This is a genomic window from Salinisphaera orenii subsp. halophila YIM 95161 (assembly GCF_003732545.1).
GTDB classification, from domain to species: domain Bacteria; phylum Pseudomonadota; class Gammaproteobacteria; order Nevskiales; family Salinisphaeraceae; genus Salinisphaera; species Salinisphaera orenii_A.
On record NZ_AYKF01000066.1, the window covers coordinates 135,541 to 153,021 of the forward strand.

The window sequence follows — 17,481 nt, forward strand, 5'->3', positions numbered from 1 at the left end:
GGCACGCCTCTGTTCGAGCCAATTACTGCGCGCCGGCCTGCTCGTCGGCAAACCAGTGCGCACGCGCGGCCATGATCAAATCGCCGGCGGCGTCCTCGTCGATGTCGATCAGCTCGACAAGCTCGTCCGCGCCCAGCTCAGCCAAGTCGTCGCGCGATAGGATACCTTTTTCCGCCAGGGTGCCCGCGAGTTCTTCGTCGACGCCCTCGACCTCGAAGAGATCGTCGGCGGGCTGCTCGTCGCCGCCCTCGACACTGGAAATCGCACGGGAAAGCAGATAATCGCGGGCGCGGTTGCGCAGCTCCTCGATGACCTCCTCGTCGAACTCCTCGATGTCGGCGAGCTCGCTCGCCGGCACGTAGGCGAGTTCCTCGGCGGTCGTGAAGCCCTCCTGCACCAGAATGGCGGCGACCTCGTCGTCCACGTCCAGCTGCTCGCGGAACATGGTGGTCAGCTGCTCGACCTCGGCCTCGCTCTTGGCATCGGCATCCTCGAGCGTCATCACGTTGAGATGCCAGCCGGTGAGTTCGGAGGCCAGGCGGATGTTCTGGCCTCCGCGGCCGATGGCCTTGGCCAGGACGTCCTCGGCCACGGCCAGGTCCATGCTGTTCGAGTCCTCGTCGAGCACGATGGACTCGACCTCGGCCGGCGCCATCGCGTTGATCACGAACTGGGCCGGATTCTCGTTCCACATGATGATATCGATGCGCTCGCCGGCCAGCTCGTTCGACACGCTCTGTACGCGCGAACCGCGCATCCCGACGCAGGCACCGACCGGGTCGATGCGGCGGTCTTTGGCCAGCACCGAGATCTTGGCGCGCAGCCCCGGATCGCGGGCGGCACCGCGCAGTTCGATCAACCCCTGGCCGACCTCCGGGACCTCGAGCTTGAACAGCTCGATGAGGAATTCCGGCTTCGTACGCGAAACGAACAGCTGCGGGCCCCGCTGCTCGGGCCGCACGTCGTAGAGATAGCCGCGCACGCGGTCGCCCGGACGCATGGGCTCGCGCGGAATCATCTGATCGCGGGGAATGATCGCCTCGGCGTTGCCGCCGAGATCGAGGATCACCGCGCCGCGCTCCATACGCTTGACCAGGCCCGTGATGAGTTCGCCCACGCGGTCCTCATAGGCCTCGACGATCTGGGCGCGCTCGGCCTCCCGGACCTTCTGCACGATGACCTGCTTGGCGGCCTGCGCCGAGATGCGGCCGAATTCGACCGACTCCATCGGTTCCTCGATGAAATCGCCCGGCTGGACGCCCGGATCGGTCTCGCGCGCGGTCTCGAGCGACACTTCGCGGTCGGGGGCCTCGATGAAACGCGGCTCGCCGTCGGCGTTCTCGGCGCCGGGCTCGACCACCTCCCAGCGGCGGAAGGTTTCATAGTCACCGGTGGCGCGGTCGATGCTGACGCGCACCGCGATGTCGCCACCATGCTTCTTGCGCGTCGCCGACGCGAGCGCGGCCTCGATCGCCTCGAAGATGATGTCCTTGCCGACACCCTTTTCGTTGGAAACCGCTTCGGCGACCAAAAGGACGTTCTTGTTCATCACTGTCACCCGAAATCGTTCGTGTTGCGTTCGACCGGACCGTGCCTCTCGTGCCTGGCGGTTCTAGTCGTCAAATACCGGCTCCAGTCGGGCCTTCGCCATGTCCGCTATCGGAAGACTGTATGTCTGGTCATCACAGCCCAGATCAACCGTATCGCCTTCCACCGCCAGTATGACGCCGCGGAACTTCCGCTGTCCGGCCACCGGCGCGAACATGTTGACGCGCGCCCGCTCGCCGATGAAGCGACGGAAGTGCGCCTTGTTGGCGAGCGGCCGATCGAGCCCCGGCGAGGACACTTCGAGCTGGTAGTTCGAGTTGCCGGCGTCCTCGACGTCGAGCACCGCGCTGACCTCGTGACTGACCGTCTCGCAGTCCTCGAGCGCGATACCCGCCGGCGAGTCGATGTACAGACGGAGGACACCGCTTTTCGCCGCACCGGTCGATTCAAGGTGCCAGAGCTCGTACCCCAGGTCGTTCACGACCGGCTCGAGCAGCTGCTGTAACCGTTGCGACATACGTTCTGCCAACAAAAAAGCCCCGCATCGGGGGCTTTTTCTAAACCAAGATTTGGTAGCGGGGGCAGGATTCGAACCTGCGACCTTCGGGTTATGAGCCCGACGAGCTGCCAGACTGCTCCACCCCGCACCCGATGGCGCGAAACTATAATGACTTCACCGGACTATTGCAAGCCCCTTTCGGCGAGTCATCGTCATCGATCGCGGCGTGCCCCGGAGGGCAACTCGCTAGCGATGACGCTCGAACGATCGCAACACGTCGCGCCGCGTCAACATGCCCGCCAGTCGATTGTCGACCATGACCGGCAGCGTCTTGTAAGGCGCGTCGTGAAATATCCGAGCTGCAGAAATAATACTATCTTCGGCGTCGACTGTCACGACCTTTTTCGACATGAAGCGTTCGACGGTGCCGGCGGCGTCTTCATAATAGCTCGCGTCCAGGGCGATCGCCATCGCGTCGCGCTCCGACAGGAAACCCACGATGTTGCCGAGCCGGTCGACCACCGGTGCGCCGGACACACCCTTCTCGAGCAGGAGATGGATCGCGCGCAGCACGTCCATGTCGCGCGTGAAGGTGACAAGCACCTCGCGCATGTGATGCCGGATCAGGAGCGGCGGCGCACCCATGTCAGCGACCGCCCGCGGCTTCGGGCACTTCGCAGCGCTCGCCCTTGCTGCAGGCACAGTCGCCGCCGCCGACGCCGCCGCAGCTGCCCTTGATCTCGCGCCCGGTGAACATCACGCCCACCGCCATCGCGGCGACCACCAGCGCCATGACGCCGAACACGACCAGGATGAGTGTCAGAAACTGTGTCATTGCGACTCCTTGTCCTCCAGATACGGCTCGAAGGCCTGCGAGTTGGACTCAGTATACCCGGCCTCGTTCCCGCCGCTGACGAACAGCGCCGCGATATCGTGCGCGTCCGCGTAGCGCAGGCCGTTATCGGGGCCCATGACGAGCAGCGCCGTGGCCATCGCATCGGCCGTGATCGCATCGTCAGCGATCACCGTGACGGCGCGCAGATCGTGCGCCACCGGCCGACCCGTGCGCGGGTCGATGGTATGGGAGAAGCGACGGCCGTCGATCTCGAAGAAGTCTCGATAATCGCCGGACGTCGTCATCCCCGCATCGGCGAGCTCGACCACGCGCTCGACGGCGCGCACGCCGGCCTGCGGCTTCTCGACGCCGATGCGCCACGCCTCGTCTTCGCTCTTGCGCCCGCGCGCGAACAGCTCGCCCCCGAGCTCCGCGAGATAGCGCTTCGCGCCCAGCTCGTCCAGCCGCTCGGCCATGCGGTCCACGGTGTACCCCTGGGCGAGCCCGGCGAGATCGAGCCGGGTGCCCGCGCGCTTCTTGCGCAGTGCGGGCGGCTCCATACGCACATCGACCAGGCCGATGCCGGTCTCCTCGCGCGCCGCGTCGAGCGCTTCGCGCGTCGGCAATCGCTCCGGGCGGTCGGCGTCGGCGCCGAAACCCCATATCTGCAGCACCGGGGCGATCGTCACGTCGAAGGCGCCCTCGGTCTCGCGACCGATCCGGAGCGCGCGCCGCACCAGCTCCGCGAGCTCCGGCGACACCGACACCCATTCGTTCGCGGGCCCGGCGTTGAAACGCGACAACTCGGAATCGTCGCGCCAGGTCGACATCCGGCGATCGACCGCATCGATCACGTCCCGCATCGCCGCGCGCGCCCGGTCGGCGTCCAGTTCGTCCGGCGGCTCGGTGATGGTCGCGCGATAGCTCGTGCCCTGGGCGGGCCCGGAGAGCACGATCGGCTCGCGATCCGCCTCACAGCCCATGCTGGACACGGCCATAAGCACGCCCACCATCATCACGAGCGCGCGCAACGCGGGATGGGATCCCGTCGAGGGGCTGATCACGGCACGCATCACGCGGTCGCCATCCGTTTGCACACGACCGCAGCCCGCCCCGCGCCGGCCTGGTGTCCGGCTCGGGCGATCAACCGCCGAAATCGTCGAGCATGATGTTTTCCGGCTCGACGCCCAGATCCTCGAGCATGTTGATCACCGAGGCGTTCATGATCGGCGGGCCGCAGAGATAGTACTCGCAGTCCTCCGGCGCCGGATGATCCTTCAGATAACGTTCGTACAGGACGTTATGTATGAAGCCGGTCTCGCCCTGCCAGTCATCCTCTTCCTTGGCGTCGGAGAGCGCCACGGTCCAGTTGAAGTTGTCGTGCTCGGCCTCGAGCCGATCGAAGTCGTCGACATAGAACATCTCGCGCTTCGAACGCGCGCCGTACCAGAACGTCATCTTGCGATCAGTGCCGATGCGGCCGAGCTGGTCGAAGATGTGGGAACGCATCGGCGCCATGCCGGCACCGCCGCCGACGAAGACCATCTCGGCGTCGGTTTCCTTGGCGAAGAATTCGCCGAACGGGCCGGAAATCGTGACCTCGTCGCCCGGCTTGAGGCTGAAGATGTAGGAACTCATCTCGCCCGGCTTGACGTCGGGATTGCTCGGCGGCGGGGTCGCGACCCGGACGTTGAGCATGATGATGCCCCGCTCCTCCGGATAGTTGGCCATCGAATAGGCGCGCGTGACGGTATCGTCGACGCGGGAGACGTAACGCCAGAGATTGTGTGTGTCCCAGTCCTCGTGAAAGCGCTCGTCGATCTCGAAATCCTTGTAGGCGACCTCGTGCGGCGGGCAGCTGATCTGGATGTAGCCGCCGGCGCGGAAATCCACGGACTCGCCTTCGGGGAGCTCAAGCACGAGCTCCTTGATGAAGGTGGCGACGTTGTCGTTCGAGCGCACGCGGCAGCGCCACTGCTTCACGCCGAAGACTTCCTCCGGCACGCGGATCTTCATGTCCTGCTTGACGGTGACCTGGCAGGACAGCCGGTCGCCCTCGCGGGCCTCGCGCTTGTTGATGTGCGTCTCTTCGGTCGGGAGGATCACGCCCCCGCCTTCGAGCACCCGGACCCGGCACTGGGCACAGGTGCCGCCCCCGCCGCAGGCCGAGGACACGTACAGCTTCGAGTCCGCGAGCGCACCGAGCAGCTTGCTGCCGACCGGCGCCTTGATCGTCTTCTCGCCGTTGATCTCGATGTCGACGTTGCCCGTGGCGACGAGCCGCGACTTCGCGAGCAGGATCACCGCCACCAGAAACAGGACCACGCCGGTGAACACACTGACGCCGAGACTGATTTGCGCTACTTCACCCATGGATACTCACGTGCTGACAAACCGGTCGAGCCGCCCGCCTACAGCTGGATGCCCGAAAACGCCATGAAGCCGAGCGACATCAACCCGACCGTGATGAACGTGATGCCGAGGCCCTGGAGGCCGTCCGGCACGTCCGAATACTTGAGCTTTTCGCGCACGCCGGCCAGTGCCGCGATCGCGAGCGCCCAGCCGATCCCGCTGCCGAGACCGTAGGTCACGCTCTCGCCGAAGCCGTAGTCGCGCTCCACCATGAACAGCGAACCGCCCATGATGGCGCAGTTCACGGTGATCAGCGGAAGGAAGACACCGAGCGCGCTGTAGAGCGCGGGCATGAAGCGATCCAGAAACATCTCCAGGATCTGGACCATGGCGGCGATGACGCCGATATAGCTGATCAGCCCGAGAAAGCTGAGATCCACTTCCGGCAAGCCCGCCCAGGCGAGCGCCCCTTCCTTGAGCAGATGCTGATAGATCAGGTTGTTGACCGGCACCGTCAGGCCCTGGACCACGATGACCGCGATGCCGAGACCGATGGCCGTCGAAATCTTCTTCGACAGCGCCAGAAAGGTGCACATCCCGAGAAAGAAGGCGAGCGCCAGATTCTCGATGAAGACCGCTTTAATCAGGATGCTCAGATAATCCTGCACGTTATTCTCCCGTCGTCAGCGACACCGTCAAACCACTTCGGTGCGGTGCACCTGGTGGATCTGATATTCGGCCTCCTCGACCTGATCCGGCTTCCAGCTGCGCACGCCCCAGATCAGAAAGCCGATGATGAAGAACGCACTCGGCGGCAGGAGCATCAGGCCGATCGGCGTGTACCAGCCACCCGCGCTCGCCAGCGGCAGCAGCTGGTATCCCAGCAGCGAACCGGAACCGAACAGCTCGCGGATCGCCCCGACCAGCACGAGAATCAGGCTGTAGCCCAGGCCGTTGCCGATGCCGTCGAGGAACGCCAGGCCCGGCGGCTCCTTCATCGCGAAGGCTTCGGCACGGCCCATCACGATGCAGTTGGTGATGATCAGGCCGACGAACACCGACATCTGCTTCGCGAGATCGTAGGCGAAGGCCTTGAGCAGCTGATCGACCACGATCACCAGCGAGGCGATGATGGTCATCTGCACGATGATGCGGATGCTCGAGGGAATATGGTTGCGTATCAGGCTGATCGAGACGTTCGAGCAGGCCGTGACGGCCGTCAGGGCCGCGCTCATCAATAGCGCGGTGGCGACCTGGTTGGTCACGGCCAGCGCGCTGCAGATACCCAGAATCTGCAGCGCGATCGGATTGTTGTTGACCAACGGCTCGGTCAACACCTTCATTGCTTGACTCTGTGCCATGTCGTCTATCCCTGCGCGGCGAGATCGCCGTCGCGAAGCTTTTTCAGAAGAGGCTTGAATCCGTTCTCGCCCAGCCAGTAGTGGATCGTGTTGGACACGCCGCGACTGGTGAGCGTCGCGCCCGACAGGCCGTCGACCTTGTACTCGGCATTCGGCGTATTACTGCCGACGCTGCCCTTGATCACGCTCAACTGCACCTCGCCCGACTCGCCGTAGACCTTCTTGCCATCCCACTTGGCACGCCAGCGCGGATTCTCGATCTCGCCCCCCAGACCGGGCGTCTCGCCCTGCTCATAGTACTTGATGCCCTTCACGGTATTGGCATCCGGCGCGAGCGCGAGAAAACCGTACATCGTCGACCAGAGGCCGTAGCCGTGGACGGGCAGCACGATGGTTTCCAGCTCGCCGTTTTCGTCCTTTACCAGATACACTTCGGCGTTCTTGGCCCGACGCTTGATGTCGGCGACGTCGCGCGCCGGCGGGATCTTGACGCTCTGGTCCGGATCGCTCGCGGCCGCGCGCTGATCGAAGTTCTCCGCCTCCCGCGCTTCGACGAATTCGCCGCTCGACAGATCCACCACGCGCGCGTCGATGCGCTCGCGAAACACCTCGTTGACATCCACATCCGGGCCGGCCGGCAGCCCCGCGACTTCTAGAATATTGCTGCGGCGATCGGCCTTCGCGTTGACCGTCTGCATGGGCTTGAGGAACGTCGCCGCCGAGGCGACCAGCACCGAGCAGACCAGGCACACCGCCAGCGCGATGACCACGATGTAGCCGATACCGTCGCGCGAGAAACTGATGATTCCGGGCATGAGTTACTCCGCTGCCACCGTGTCCGTCGTCGCCGCCCCCTCGGGCGACGAGCGCTCGCGCGCCTGGGCCAGCCGACGCTGACGCCGGCGAATGTTGGCCTGGATCACGAAATAGTCGATCAGCGGCGCGAAGATGTTGGCGAACAGGATCGCCAGCATGATGCCCTCCGGAAAGGCCGGATTGACCACGCGAACCAGACCGGTCATGACGCCGATCAATGCCCCGTAGACCAGCCGCCCGGTGTTGGTCATGGCCGCGCTGACCGGATCGGTGGCCATGAACACGGCGCCGAAGGCGAAGCCGCCGATCACGAGATGCCAATACCAGGGCATCGCGAACATTTCGTTGCTGTCGCTGCCGATGAGATTGAACAGCATCGTGGTGGCCACCAGGCCACCCACGCAGCCGGCCATGATCCGCCAGGAGGCCACGCGCGTGTAGAGCAGAAACGCCGCGCCGAGCAGGATCGCCAGCGTCGAGGTCGAACCCAGCGAGCCCTGGATGTCGCCCGCGAAGGCATCCCACCACGTCATCTGGCTGGTCAAGGCAGCGATGCCGTCGTTGGCACCCACGCCGAGGGGCGTTGCCGCCGACCAGCCGTCGACCGCGGTCCACACCGCGTCGCCCGACATATAGGCAGGGAAGGCGAAGAATAGGAAGGCACGGCCGGTCAGCGCCGGATTGAGGAAGTTCTTGCCCGTGCCGCCGAAGACCTCCTTGCCCACCACGATGCCGAAGCTGATGCCGAGCGCGGCCTGCCAGAGCGGGATCGCCGGCGGCAGCGTCAAAGTATAGAGGATCGAGGTCGCGAAGAAGCCCTCGTTGATCTCGTGGTTGCGCACCGCGGCGAAGAGCAACTCCCAGAGCCCGCCCACGACGAAGGTGACGAAATAGACCGGGGCGAAGTACCAGAACCCGAGCACGAAGTTGTCCCAGAAGCTCTGCGGATCATGCGACACACCCAGCAGATGCAGCGGCACCTCGCGCCAGTTGTCGACAGTGTCCACGCCCATCTGCCCCATCGCCAGATTGGCCTGAAAACCGGTATTCCAGCAGGCCATGAAGATGCAGGGGAAGGTGGCGAGCCAGACATAGATCATGACCCGCTTGAGATCGATGCCGTCGCGTACGTGCGGCGCGGTGCGGGTGGTATCGCCCGGCGAATACAGGAACGTGTCCACCATCTCGTAGAGGGCGTAGAAGCGCTCCAGCCGGCCGCCCTTCGAGAACAGCGGATGGATCCGGTCCAGATAATTTCGCAAACCCGACATATCAGCCTTCGCGTTCGATGATTTCGAGATTCGCGCGCAGATGGGGCCCGAAGTCGTACTTGCCCACGTCGACGAACGACAGCAGCGCCAGATCCTCCTCGTCCAGCTCCACCGCGCCCAGCGCCTGGGCCGATTCGGTGTCCCGCACGAGCAGTGCGCGCAGCAGCTGTGTCGGCAGGATGTCGAGCGGCATCACCTCCTCATAATTGCCGATCGGCACCATCGCGCGCGGACTGCCGTTCTGCGAGGTGTTGAAGCGGTACCGTTGCGGCTTGAGCAGGCTGGACAGGAAGACGTTGATCTTGGAAAAACGATCGCGGCCGGGCATCAGCCAGCCCATGAACGGCCGCTCACGGCTCTCCGGCAGGAGCGTCAGCTGAGTGTCGTAACGCCCGAGATAGGACCCCCATTCCGCCGCGCGCCGCCCCGAAAGCACCGATCCGGATATCGCACGCACCTGGTCGCCGGTGATCTCGTCGTCGAGCAGCTCGTCGGTACTCGCCCCCATGCGGGTTCGCAGCAACCTGGGGTCGGCCGCTGCCGGCCCCCCCAGCGCGATCACCCGTTCGACGTCGACACGACCGGTGGTGAACAGCGACCCGATCGCGATGACGTCCTGATAATTCAGATGCCACACCCGGGACTCGGAATCGACCGGGTCGAGATGATGCACGTGGGTGCCGACCAGACCGGCCGGATGCTTGCCACCGAACTCCGCGGTCACGAATCGATCGCCGGCGGCTTCGGGAACATCGGCGCCGGGCGCCTTGCACACGAACACAGAACCGGTCGTCAGCTGCGCCATCACCTGCAGGCCGTTGACGAAGTCTTCGCGGCGCGCCCCGATAACCACTGTCGGATCGGCGGCCAGCGGATTGGTATCGATCGCAGTGACGAAGATCGAACGCGGACGCGTACCGGGCGCGGGCACCTTGGAGAACGGCCGGGTGCGGAAAGCCACCCACTGCCCGGAGTCGATCAGCGTGCGTTCAACTCGCTCCGCGGACAACGACCGCAAGGCCTCGACCGGGTGCGCCTCGAAGGTGATCTCGTGATCTGGATCGGCCTTCTCCGGGTCACGCGGCGGGCCGGACAGGCGAATGACGACGGATCGCAGAACGCGCTTGGCGCCGCGGTTGATCGCCACGACCTCACCGGCACCGGGCGCGGTAAAGATCACGCCCGGCGTCTTCTTGTCCTCGAACAGCGGCTGCCCGAGCTTGACGAAATCGCCTTCGGCGACGTGCATCGTCGGCTTCATGCCGTGATAGTCGAGGCCGATCACTGCCACCCGACTCACCGCCGGCGCCGCCTCGACGGCCTGACGGGGTGCACCTTCGATGGGCAGGTCGAGCCCTTTCTTGATCGTGACTTGCATGTCGCCGCGGGCGCGCCTCTCACGTCCTGAAAACAGATTGTATGGTGCCGACGGCCGGACTCGAACCGGCACAGCTCTCGCTACTGCCCCCTCAAGACAGCGTGTCTACCAATTCCACCACGTCGGCAAAAACTCGTTGTCGATACCCTATTCGGGTATTTCGGCGCTGGTGTCCGCGCCGTCCGCATCACCGGAAGCCCCGGCGCCGCTTTCGTCGCCGGCGCCCTCGGCGCCGCCGCCGGACTGGTCGGGCGCGGAACTGCCGGTGCCCGACGACGCACCGTCGTCGGTAAGCGCGCCCTCGCCGGGCACGCCGTTGTTGTTTTCGTCCGACAGCAGCGACGACTCCGGCGCCTGCTGCTGCTGAACCTGATCCGTGACGCTGCCCGTCGGGGCGCTCGCGCCGTTGACCAAATAGGCCAGCGTCAGACTGATCGCGAAGAACACCGTCGCAAGCGCCGCGGTGGCGCGCGTCATGAAGTTCGCCGCGCCCTGGGCGCCGAATACCGTCCCAGACGCTCCGCTGCCGAAGGCGGCCCCGGCGTCCGCGCCCTTGCCGTGCTGCACCAGGATCAGCCCCACGAGGGACAGTGCCACCACGACCTGCACGATGAGCAGTATTGTATAAACCATACCGAAAGCCCGAAACCCTTCGCGTGCCTATTGCGCCGCGCGGGCGATGTCCAAAAATGAATCGGCCTTGAGCGACGCGCCGCCGACCAGCGCGCCGTCGACATCCGCGCCCGCAAAAAGCGCCGCGGCATTGTCCGGCTTAACGCTGCCGCCGTAAAGCAGCTGCATCGAGTTCGCTAGTGTAGCATCCTGTTCGGCGATGCGCCCGCGCAGGAAGGCATGAATCGCCTGAGCCTGTTCCGGCGACGCCGAACGCCCGGTACCGATCGCCCAGACCGGCTCGTAGGCCAGCACCATGCGGGCCAGGGATTCGGGCCGACACTGCTCGAACAGGGAATCGACCTGCGCGGAGAGCACCGCCTCGGCGCGATCGGCCTCGCGCTCGACCAGGGTCTCGCCGACACAGACCACGGGCACGAGCCCGGCCGCGACCGCCGCCTCGAGCTTCGCGGCCACGACGCTATCGGTCTCGCCGTACATCGCACGCCGTTCCGAATGCCCCACGATCACGTGAGTGCACCCACTCTCCCGCAGCATCGCGCCGTTGACCTCGCCGGTGTAGGCACCTGGCTCGCCCACGTCCGCCAGATTCTGCGCGCCCAGAGCCACGCCAGTATCCGCCAGCCCACGCGCCATGCGCTCGATGTAAACGAACGGCACGCAGACGAGCAGGTCCGCATCCGTCGAGCCCGCGTCGGCGGCGACAGCGCTGGCGAAGGCGTCGACCGCCGCCGCGCTGCCGTTCATCTTCCAGTTGCCTGCGATCAATGTCCTGCGGCTCATGGTTCTGCGCTCCTCGTCGTTTGTCGTTGTCACTACCGGCGCCGCGCGCTCAGGCGTTGGCGGCGGTGCCCGCCGCCTCGCTAACCACATCGGCGAGCGCATGCGCGTGATTCTCGACGGCGCCGCCATCGAGCCCCTCGACCATGACCCGCAGCAGCGGCTCGGTGCCCGAGGGCCGCAGCAGGACGCGCCCTTCGCCGCCGAGCGCGGCTTCGGCCTTGCCCACCGCCGTGGTCACGCGCTCGTCGCGCATCAGCGCGTCCGCGGAACCGCGCGCGATCGGCACGTTGACGAGCTTCTGCGGGCATTTCTCGACCGGGGCGACGAGCGCCTGCAGGCTTTCGTCGCGCGTGGCCATCGCCGCCATGACCTGCAGCGCGGAGACGATGCCGTCACCGGTCGTCGCGCGATCGAGACACAGAATATGGCCGGACGACTCGCCGCCGATGGTGCCGTTGAGGTGCCGAAGACGCTCGAACACGTAGCGATCACCGACCCGGGCGCGTTCGAAGGCGACGCCGTCGTGCTTGAGCGCCAGCTCGAGCCCGAGATTGCTCATCAGGGTGCCGACCACCGGCCCCTGCAGCTCTCCCACGCGGCGGCGTGCGGTCGCGATGACATACAGCAGTTGATCGCCGTCGACGACGTCGCCGTCGTGATCGACCATGATGCAGCGATCGCCGTCGCCGTCCAGGGCGACCCCGACATCCGCGCCCTGGCTGCGCACGGCCTCGGACAGCGCCTCCGGATGCGTCGATCCGCAGTCGCGGTTGATGTTGAGTCCGTCCGGGGCCGCGCCGAGCACGTCGACCTGGGCGCCCAGTTCGCGAAACACGTCCGGCGCGACGTGATAGGTCGCACCATGGGCGCAGTCGAGCACCACGCGCATGCCGGCCAGGCCGCCGTTGTCGAATCGGGCCGTCGACTTGCAGAACTCGATGTAGCGACCCGGGGCGCTCTCCACGCGGCGCGCCCGGCCCAGCTGGTCGGATGCCACGCAGGTCAGCGCCGCATCGAGTTCGGTCTCGATCTCCTGCTCGACCGCGTCGTCCAGCTTCTGACCGTAGTGGGAGAAGAACTTGACGCCGTTGTCGTCGTAGGGATTGTGCGAGGCGCTGATGACCACGCCGGCCCCGGCCCGGAACGTCCGCGCGAGATAGGCGATCGCCGGCGTCGGCAGCGGCCCGACCAGCAGCACGTCGACGCCCGCGGCCGCGAAACCGGCCTCCAGGGCGGACTCGAACATATAGCCCGACAGGCGGGTATCCTTGCCGATGAGCACCTGCGGTCGCTCACGGCCGTTGGCGGGCATGCCGGCCTCGCCGAGCCGCCGCACCATGACGCGTCCGGCCGCCCAGCCGAGCTTGAGTGCGAAATCCGGCGTCATCGGCCACTCGCCGACGCGCCCCCTTATCCCGTCCGTTCCGAAATAGCGTTGCGCCAAAACGACTCCTGTCAGCCGGCCTGCGGCGTCGGCCGGTCGGCGCCCAGGGCCCCGGCCAGCGTGAGAACCTGGTGCGTCTCCCGCACATCGTGGGTGCGAATGATACGCGCACCCTGCGTCGCCGCCCAGAACGCGGCCGCCACGCTGCCGTTGATGCGTGCGGCCATGTCGTCGCAGCCCAGCAGCCGCGCGAACATCGATTTGCGTGACACGCCGATCAGAAGCGGCGTGTCCTCGGGCGCGAGCCGCGCCAGCGCGCGCATGAGCGCGAGGTTGTGCTCGAGCGTCTTGCCGAAGCCGAACCCCGGGTCGACGCACAGCCGCGCGCGCGGCACGCCGGCGTCGACGCAATCCGCGACGCGTGCGTGAAGGAAGGCCGAAACCTCGGCGACGACATCGTCGTAGCGCGGCGCCCGCTGCATCGTCCGCGGCTCCCCCTGCATGTGCATGAGACAGGCGGCCGCCCCGGTGTCACGCAAGGCCTCGACCGCGCCGGCCGCCCGCAGCCCCATCACGTCGTTGATCAGGTCCGCACCCGCTCCGCAGGCTGCACGCATGACCTCCGGCTTGATCGTATCGATCGAGACGAAGACCTCACTGTGCGCGCGAATGCCCTCGATCACGGGCAGCACGCGTGCCAGCTCGTCCCGGGTATCGACGGGTGCGGCCCCCGGGCGCGTCGACTCGCCGCCGACATCGACGATGCGCGCGCCCTCCTCGACCATCGCGAGCGCACGCTCGACGGCCGCCGACGTATCGGTGTAGCGGCCGCCGTCCGAGAACGAATCCGGGGTCACGTTGAGGATGCCCATCACCGCGGGCGACTGCAGATCGAGCGACCGCTCGGCCGATTCAAGCCGAATCGCGTCTCTTCGGGAGGCTGTCACTTCCACTGCCTAGAGTCCGTCTGCTGTTACGCCGTGAACAAAAGAGCCGGCGACGCGAACGCCGCCGGCCCGCTGCGCGCCGCTGCTACGACTGACGGTTGTGCGCCGGGCTGGGCACGCCCTTGTCGTCGCCACGACCGCCGCCGGAAGCCGGTGCGTCCGCGGGATCGTCGGCGGTGCCGGGCGCGTTGCCGCCGCCCGAACTCGGCGTGTCGGAGTCGTCCTCCCAGCTCTGGGGCGGACCCGGCTCGCGGCCGGCCATGATCTCGTCGATCTGCTTGCGATCGATGGTCTCGTACTTCATGAGCGCTTCGGACATCAGATGGAGCTTGTCCATGTTGTCCTCGAGGATCTGCTTGGAACGCTCGTAGCAGCCGTCGATGATCGAGCGGATCTCTTCGTCGATCGAGTGCGCGGTCTCGTCCGAGATACCGCCGGACTGACCCATCGATTTGCCCAGGAACGGTTCGCCGTCGTCCGAGCCGTATGTGATCGGCCCCATGCGATCCGACAGCCCCCATTTGGTGACCATGTTGCGGGCGATTTCCGTGACGCGTTCGATATCGTTGGACGCACCAGTGGTCACATACTCTTTGCCGAAGATGATTTCCTCGGCCAGCCGTCCGCCGAACAGCGAACAGATCTGGCTGATCAGCCGCTGCTTGGAGTAGCTGTAGCGATCCTCCTCGGGGAGGAACATGGTCACGCCGAGCGCGCGCCCGCGGGGCACGATGGTGACCTTGTGCACCGGGTCATGCTGGGGCACGGACAGCCCGATGATGGCGTGCCCGGACTCGTGATAGGCGGTGAGCTTCTTCTCGTCCTCGGTCATGACCATGGACTTGCGCTCGGCGCCCATCATGATCTTGTCCTTGGCGCGCTCGAAGTCGTCGTGCGTGACGAGCTTCTTGTTGGCGCGCGCGGCGAACAGCGCCGCCTCGTTGACCAGATTGGCGAGGTCCGCACCCGAGAATCCGGGGCAGCCGCGGGCCAGAATCGACGGCTTGACGTTCTCGTGCACCGGCACGTTCTTCATGTGCACCTTGAGAATCTGCTCGCGCCCGCGCACGTCCGGCAGCGGGACCACCACCTGACGGTCGAAACGGCCCGGCCGCAGCAGCGCCGGATCGAGCACGTCGGGACGGTTGGTCGCCGCGATCACGATCACGCCCTCGCTGCCCTCGAAGCCGTCCATCTCGACCAGGAGCTGGTTCAGCGTCTGCTCGCGCTCGTCGTGGCCGCCACCCATGCCGGCACCGCGCTGGCGCCCGACCGCGTCGATCTCGTCGATGAAGATGATGCAGGGCGCCTGCTTCTTGGCCTGTTCGAACATGTCGCGAACGCGGGAGGCGCCCACGCCCACGAACATCTCGACGAAGTCGGAGCCGGAGATCGAGAAGAACGGCACGCCCGCCTCGCCGGCGATCGCCTTGGCCAGCAGCGTCTTGCCGGTACCCGGCGAACCGACCATGAGCACGCCGCGCGGAATCTGGCCGCCGACGCGCTGGAACTTGGCCGGTTCGGCGAGAAACTCGACGAGCTCCTGCACCTCGCCCTTGGCCTCCTCGACGCCGGCCACGTCGGCGAAGGTGATCTTGACCTGGTCGGCCTGCATCATCTTCGCCTTCGACTTGCCGAAGGACATGGCGCCGCGGCCGCCGCCACCGCCCTGCATCTGGCGCATGAAATAGATCCACACGCCGATGAGGAGCAGGAACGGGAACCAGGAGATCAGGATCTGCTTGAGGAACGACCCCTGATCCGGCGGCTCGCCGGTGATCTGCACGTCGTGCTCCATCAGCGTGCCGATCATGGCCTTGTTGTCGGACTCCGGGCTGAAGGTGGTGAAATTCTGACCCGACTGCAGCTGGCCGCGAATGCGCTGATCCTCGATGTGGACCTGGGACACGCTGCCGTCCTTGACCTGGGTCAGGAACTGCGAGTAGGCGATTTCATTGCCGCTGGAGGTCGATGGCGCAAAGCTGGAGAACACGCTCATCAGCACCAGCGCTATGACCACCCACAACAGCAGATTCTTTGCTAGCTCGTTCAAGATCGTCGTCCTCGACCGCCTGTGACGCGGTCGTGATAAAAGGCCGTGTCCGTAATCGACCTACAGTATAAACAATCGCGGGCTGCGGCCCGCGCGCTCATCGCGTTGTTCACGTACGCCAGCCGCGCCCAACCAGATACATCTCGCGGCTGGCATCGCGCGACGCCTTGGGCTTGCGCACCGCGACGCGATCGAAGCGCGCGCGCATGTCGGCGAGCAGCGCATCGAAACCCTCGCCCTGAAAGACCTTGATCAGCAGATCGCCGCCGCGCTCGAGCACCTGACCGCAGAGATCGAGCGCCAGTTCCGCGAGCTGCATGACGCCGGCCTGATCCGATACCTTGATGCCGGATAAGTTGGGGGCCATGTCGGAGAGTACAAGATCGACCCCCTGCCCATCGAGCGCGGCGAGCAGCGCATCCAGGCCCGGCTGCTCCGCGAAGTCGGCCTCGAGGAACTCGACGCCCTCGATGGCCGCCATGGACAGGCGATCCAAGGCGAGCACCCGCGCGCCGGGACGCATACGCCGGCAGTACTGACTCCAGCCGCCCGGCGCGGCGCCGAGATCCACGATGCAGCGCTTGCCGGCGAGCAGGCCGTCGCGCTCGTCGACCTCGGCTAGCTTGTACACCGCGCGCGAGCGATAGTTGTCCGCCTGCGCGGCGCGCACATAGGGGTCGTTGCGATGCCGGTCCAGCCAGCGGCGCGTGTCGCTGCGCTTGCTCATGGCCCGTATACTGCGCGCTCATCGCCCATCGCCACGATCCTCTCCCGAATGCCCCTGACGCTGGATTCCGACACGCGCCGCGCGCTCAAGAAGCAGGCCCACCACCTCAAGCCGATCGTGCAGACCGGCGCCGCGGGCCTGAGCAAACCGGTGCTCGCCGAGATCGATCGCGCGCTCACCGACCACGAACTGGTCAAGATCAAGCTCGCGGTCGATGGGCGGGACGCGCGCCGCGCGGAGATCGACACGGTGTGCACGAACCTCGAAGCGGCCTGTGTGCAGCAGATCGGGCGTACCGCCACGATCTATCGCCCCCGGCCCGACGACGGCTGACGCGGGCCGGGCTCAGGCGTAACGCACCTTGACGATCTCGAGCGTGCGCTGGCCGCTGGGCACCTCGACCTCGACGACATCGCCTTCGGTCTTGCCGATCAGCGCCCGCGCGATCGGCGAGGCGAACGACAGCATGCCGCGCTTGATGTCGGCCTCGTCCTCGCCGACGATCTGATAGGTGAACTCCTCGCCGGTGTCCTCGTCCGCGAGATCCAGCGTGGCACCGAAGACCACCCGGCCGTTGGCCTGGGCGCCGGCCCGGGCCACGTCGATGATCTGAGCACTGGCGAGCTTGCCCTCGATCTCGGCGATGCGGCCTTCGTTGAAGCCCTGTTCCTCTTTGGCGGCGTGATATTCGGCGTTCTCCTTGAGATCGCCGTGAGCGCGCGCTTCCTCGATCGCAGCGACGATGCGCGGGCGCTCCACCTTCTTGAGCCGCTTGAGCTCGTCCCGCAGCGCCTCGGCGCCGGTTTCGGTCAACGGTGTTCTATCCATAGGTCGTCCCTCGAAGGGTGGGGCCTAAAACAAAACGGCCGCCCGTTGCGGCGACCGTCTCGGTTC

Annotated in this window: 19 protein-coding genes and 2 tRNA genes; 1 reads left to right on the forward strand and 20 read right to left on the reverse strand. The window is 66.1% G+C overall.

Features of this window, described 5'->3' with window-relative positions; translation table 11 throughout:
* Window positions 1-22: 22 nt before the first annotated feature.
* From nusA to SAHL_RS05445, 19 genes are all read right to left on the reverse strand, one after another.
* On the reverse strand, window positions 23-1,549 hold the full coding sequence (gene nusA / locus SAHL_RS05355; RefSeq protein WP_123590367.1) for a transcription termination factor NusA: 1,527 nt from the start codon (window positions 1,547-1,549) through the stop codon (window positions 23-25).
* A gap of 63 nt (window positions 1,550-1,612) precedes the next feature.
* Window positions 1,613-2,065 (reverse strand): ribosome maturation factor RimP, encoded by a 453-nt coding sequence (gene rimP / locus SAHL_RS05360; protein WP_123590368.1) that lies wholly within the window; start codon window positions 2,063-2,065, stop codon window positions 1,613-1,615.
* Between the two features lie 53 nt (window positions 2,066-2,118).
* Window positions 2,119-2,195, reverse strand: a tRNA-Met gene (locus SAHL_RS05365).
* A 98-nt stretch (window positions 2,196-2,293) separates the two neighbouring features.
* Window positions 2,294-2,692, reverse strand: coding sequence for a CBS domain-containing protein (locus SAHL_RS05370; RefSeq protein ID WP_123590369.1), 399 nt, complete (start codon window positions 2,690-2,692; stop codon window positions 2,294-2,296).
* A gap of 1 nt (window position 2,693) precedes the next feature.
* A complete protein-coding gene (locus SAHL_RS05375) occupies window positions 2,694-2,882 on the reverse strand; it encodes a hypothetical protein (RefSeq protein WP_221177845.1) in 189 nt (62 codons plus the stop codon).
* Window positions 2,879-3,955: an FAD:protein FMN transferase gene (locus SAHL_RS05380; protein ID WP_123590370.1), complete on the reverse strand. Its 1,077-nt coding sequence runs from the start codon at window positions 3,953-3,955 to the stop codon at window positions 2,879-2,881. The genes SAHL_RS05375 and SAHL_RS05380 overlap by 4 nt, the downstream gene beginning before the upstream one ends.
* A gap of 70 nt (window positions 3,956-4,025) precedes the next feature.
* Window positions 4,026-5,255, reverse strand: a complete 1,230-nt coding sequence (nqrF, locus tag SAHL_RS05385; protein WP_123590371.1) for an NADH:ubiquinone reductase (Na(+)-transporting) subunit F — start codon at window positions 5,253-5,255, stop codon at window positions 4,026-4,028.
* Between the two features lie 38 nt (window positions 5,256-5,293).
* Entirely contained in the window at window positions 5,294-5,902 is a 609-nt protein-coding gene (gene nqrE, locus SAHL_RS05390) for an NADH:ubiquinone reductase (Na(+)-transporting) subunit E (RefSeq protein ID WP_123590372.1), read from the reverse strand.
* 27 nt (window positions 5,903-5,929) lie between these two features.
* Window positions 5,930-6,595, reverse strand: a complete 666-nt coding sequence (locus SAHL_RS05395) for an NADH:ubiquinone reductase (Na(+)-transporting) subunit D (protein ID WP_123590373.1) — start codon at window positions 6,593-6,595, stop codon at window positions 5,930-5,932.
* Window positions 6,596-6,600: 5 nt separating this feature from the next.
* Window positions 6,601-7,410, reverse strand: a complete 810-nt coding sequence (locus tag SAHL_RS05400) for a Na(+)-translocating NADH-quinone reductase subunit C (protein ID WP_123590374.1) — start codon at window positions 7,408-7,410, stop codon at window positions 6,601-6,603.
* 3 nt (window positions 7,411-7,413) lie between these two features.
* Complete coding sequence (locus SAHL_RS05405; RefSeq protein WP_123590375.1) at window positions 7,414-8,682, reverse strand: NADH:ubiquinone reductase (Na(+)-transporting) subunit B; 1,269 nt, start codon at window positions 8,680-8,682, stop codon at window positions 7,414-7,416.
* Window position 8,683: 1 nt separating this feature from the next.
* A complete protein-coding gene (locus SAHL_RS05410; protein ID WP_123590376.1) occupies window positions 8,684-10,060 on the reverse strand; it encodes a Na(+)-translocating NADH-quinone reductase subunit A in 1,377 nt (458 codons plus the stop codon).
* A gap of 42 nt (window positions 10,061-10,102) precedes the next feature.
* Window positions 10,103-10,187 (reverse strand) — tRNA-Leu (locus tag SAHL_RS05415).
* Between the two features lie 20 nt (window positions 10,188-10,207).
* Window positions 10,208-10,693, reverse strand: coding sequence for a preprotein translocase subunit SecG (gene secG / locus SAHL_RS18390; RefSeq protein ID WP_123590377.1), 486 nt, complete (start codon window positions 10,691-10,693; stop codon window positions 10,208-10,210).
* Between the two features lie 27 nt (window positions 10,694-10,720).
* On the reverse strand, window positions 10,721-11,578 hold the full coding sequence (gene tpiA / locus SAHL_RS05425) for a triose-phosphate isomerase (RefSeq protein ID WP_245968396.1): 858 nt from the start codon (window positions 11,576-11,578) through the stop codon (window positions 10,721-10,723).
* Window positions 11,526-12,920: a phosphoglucosamine mutase gene (glmM, locus tag SAHL_RS05430; protein WP_123590379.1), complete on the reverse strand. Its 1,395-nt coding sequence runs from the start codon at window positions 12,918-12,920 to the stop codon at window positions 11,526-11,528. The genes tpiA and glmM overlap by 53 nt, the downstream gene beginning before the upstream one ends.
* Before the next feature lie 11 nt (window positions 12,921-12,931).
* Window positions 12,932-13,732 carry a dihydropteroate synthase gene (gene folP, locus SAHL_RS05435; protein ID WP_123590380.1) on the reverse strand — a complete coding sequence of 267 codons (801 nt, stop codon included), beginning with the start codon at window positions 13,730-13,732 and terminating at the stop codon, window positions 12,932-12,934.
* 160 nt (window positions 13,733-13,892) lie between these two features.
* Entirely contained in the window at window positions 13,893-15,860 is a 1,968-nt protein-coding gene (ftsH, locus tag SAHL_RS05440; RefSeq protein WP_123590381.1) for an ATP-dependent zinc metalloprotease FtsH, read from the reverse strand.
* A 109-nt stretch (window positions 15,861-15,969) separates the two neighbouring features.
* Window positions 15,970-16,587 (reverse strand): RlmE family RNA methyltransferase, encoded by a 618-nt coding sequence (locus SAHL_RS05445; RefSeq protein ID WP_123590382.1) that lies wholly within the window; start codon window positions 16,585-16,587, stop codon window positions 15,970-15,972.
* Between the two features lie 48 nt (window positions 16,588-16,635).
* Here SAHL_RS05445 and SAHL_RS05450 point away from each other — a divergent pair, with 48 nt between their 5' ends.
* Window positions 16,636-16,920 (forward strand): YhbY family RNA-binding protein, encoded by a 285-nt coding sequence (locus tag SAHL_RS05450; RefSeq protein ID WP_123590383.1) that lies wholly within the window; start codon window positions 16,636-16,638, stop codon window positions 16,918-16,920.
* Between the two features lie 12 nt (window positions 16,921-16,932).
* Here the strand turns inward: SAHL_RS05450 and greA are convergent, their stop codons facing one another.
* On the reverse strand, window positions 16,933-17,415 hold the full coding sequence (gene greA, locus SAHL_RS05455; RefSeq protein WP_123590384.1) for a transcription elongation factor GreA: 483 nt from the start codon (window positions 17,413-17,415) through the stop codon (window positions 16,933-16,935).
* Window positions 17,416-17,481: the final 66 nt, after the last annotated feature.

Bases quoted from the DNA above. Each gene is read 5' to 3' on its own strand.
- SAHL_RS05380 (WP_123590370.1), bottom strand. From the start codon at position 3,955: ATGCGTGCCGTGATCAGCCCCTCGACGGGATCCCATCCCGCGTTGCGC.
- rimP (WP_123590368.1), bottom strand. From the start codon at position 2,065: ATGTCGCAACGGTTACAGCAGCTGCTCGAGCCGGTCGTGAACGACCTG.
- SAHL_RS05400 (WP_123590374.1), bottom strand. From the start codon at position 7,410: ATGCCCGGAATCATCAGTTTCTCGCGCGACGGTATCGGCTACATCGTG.
- nusA (WP_123590367.1), bottom strand. From the start codon at position 1,549: ATGAACAAGAACGTCCTTTTGGTCGCCGAAGCGGTTTCCAACGAAAAG.
- tpiA (WP_245968396.1), bottom strand. From the start codon at position 11,578: ATGCGCTCGCCGATGTGGTTAGCGAGGCGGCGGGCACCGCCGCCAACG.
- SAHL_RS05370 (WP_123590369.1), bottom strand. From the start codon at position 2,692: ATGGGTGCGCCGCCGCTCCTGATCCGGCATCACATGCGCGAGGTGCTT.
- secG (WP_123590377.1), bottom strand. From the start codon at position 10,693: ATGGTTTATACAATACTGCTCATCGTGCAGGTCGTGGTGGCACTGTCC.
- SAHL_RS05450 (WP_123590383.1), top strand. From the start codon at position 16,636: ATGCCCCTGACGCTGGATTCCGACACGCGCCGCGCGCTCAAGAAGCAG.
- SAHL_RS05405 (WP_123590375.1), bottom strand. From the start codon at position 8,682: ATGTCGGGTTTGCGAAATTATCTGGACCGGATCCATCCGCTGTTCTCG.
- nqrF (WP_123590371.1), bottom strand. From the start codon at position 5,255: ATGGGTGAAGTAGCGCAAATCAGTCTCGGCGTCAGTGTGTTCACCGGC.
- SAHL_RS05445 (WP_123590382.1), bottom strand. From the start codon at position 16,587: ATGAGCAAGCGCAGCGACACGCGCCGCTGGCTGGACCGGCATCGCAAC.
- folP (WP_123590380.1), bottom strand. From the start codon at position 13,732: ATGGGCATCCTCAACGTGACCCCGGATTCGTTCTCGGACGGCGGCCGC.
- SAHL_RS05395 (WP_123590373.1), bottom strand. From the start codon at position 6,595: ATGGCACAGAGTCAAGCAATGAAGGTGTTGACCGAGCCGTTGGTCAAC.
- greA (WP_123590384.1), bottom strand. From the start codon at position 17,415: ATGGATAGAACACCGTTGACCGAAACCGGCGCCGAGGCGCTGCGGGAC.
- SAHL_RS05410 (WP_123590376.1), bottom strand. From the start codon at position 10,060: ATGCAAGTCACGATCAAGAAAGGGCTCGACCTGCCCATCGAAGGTGCA.
- SAHL_RS05375 (WP_221177845.1), bottom strand. From the start codon at position 2,882: ATGACACAGTTTCTGACACTCATCCTGGTCGTGTTCGGCGTCATGGCG.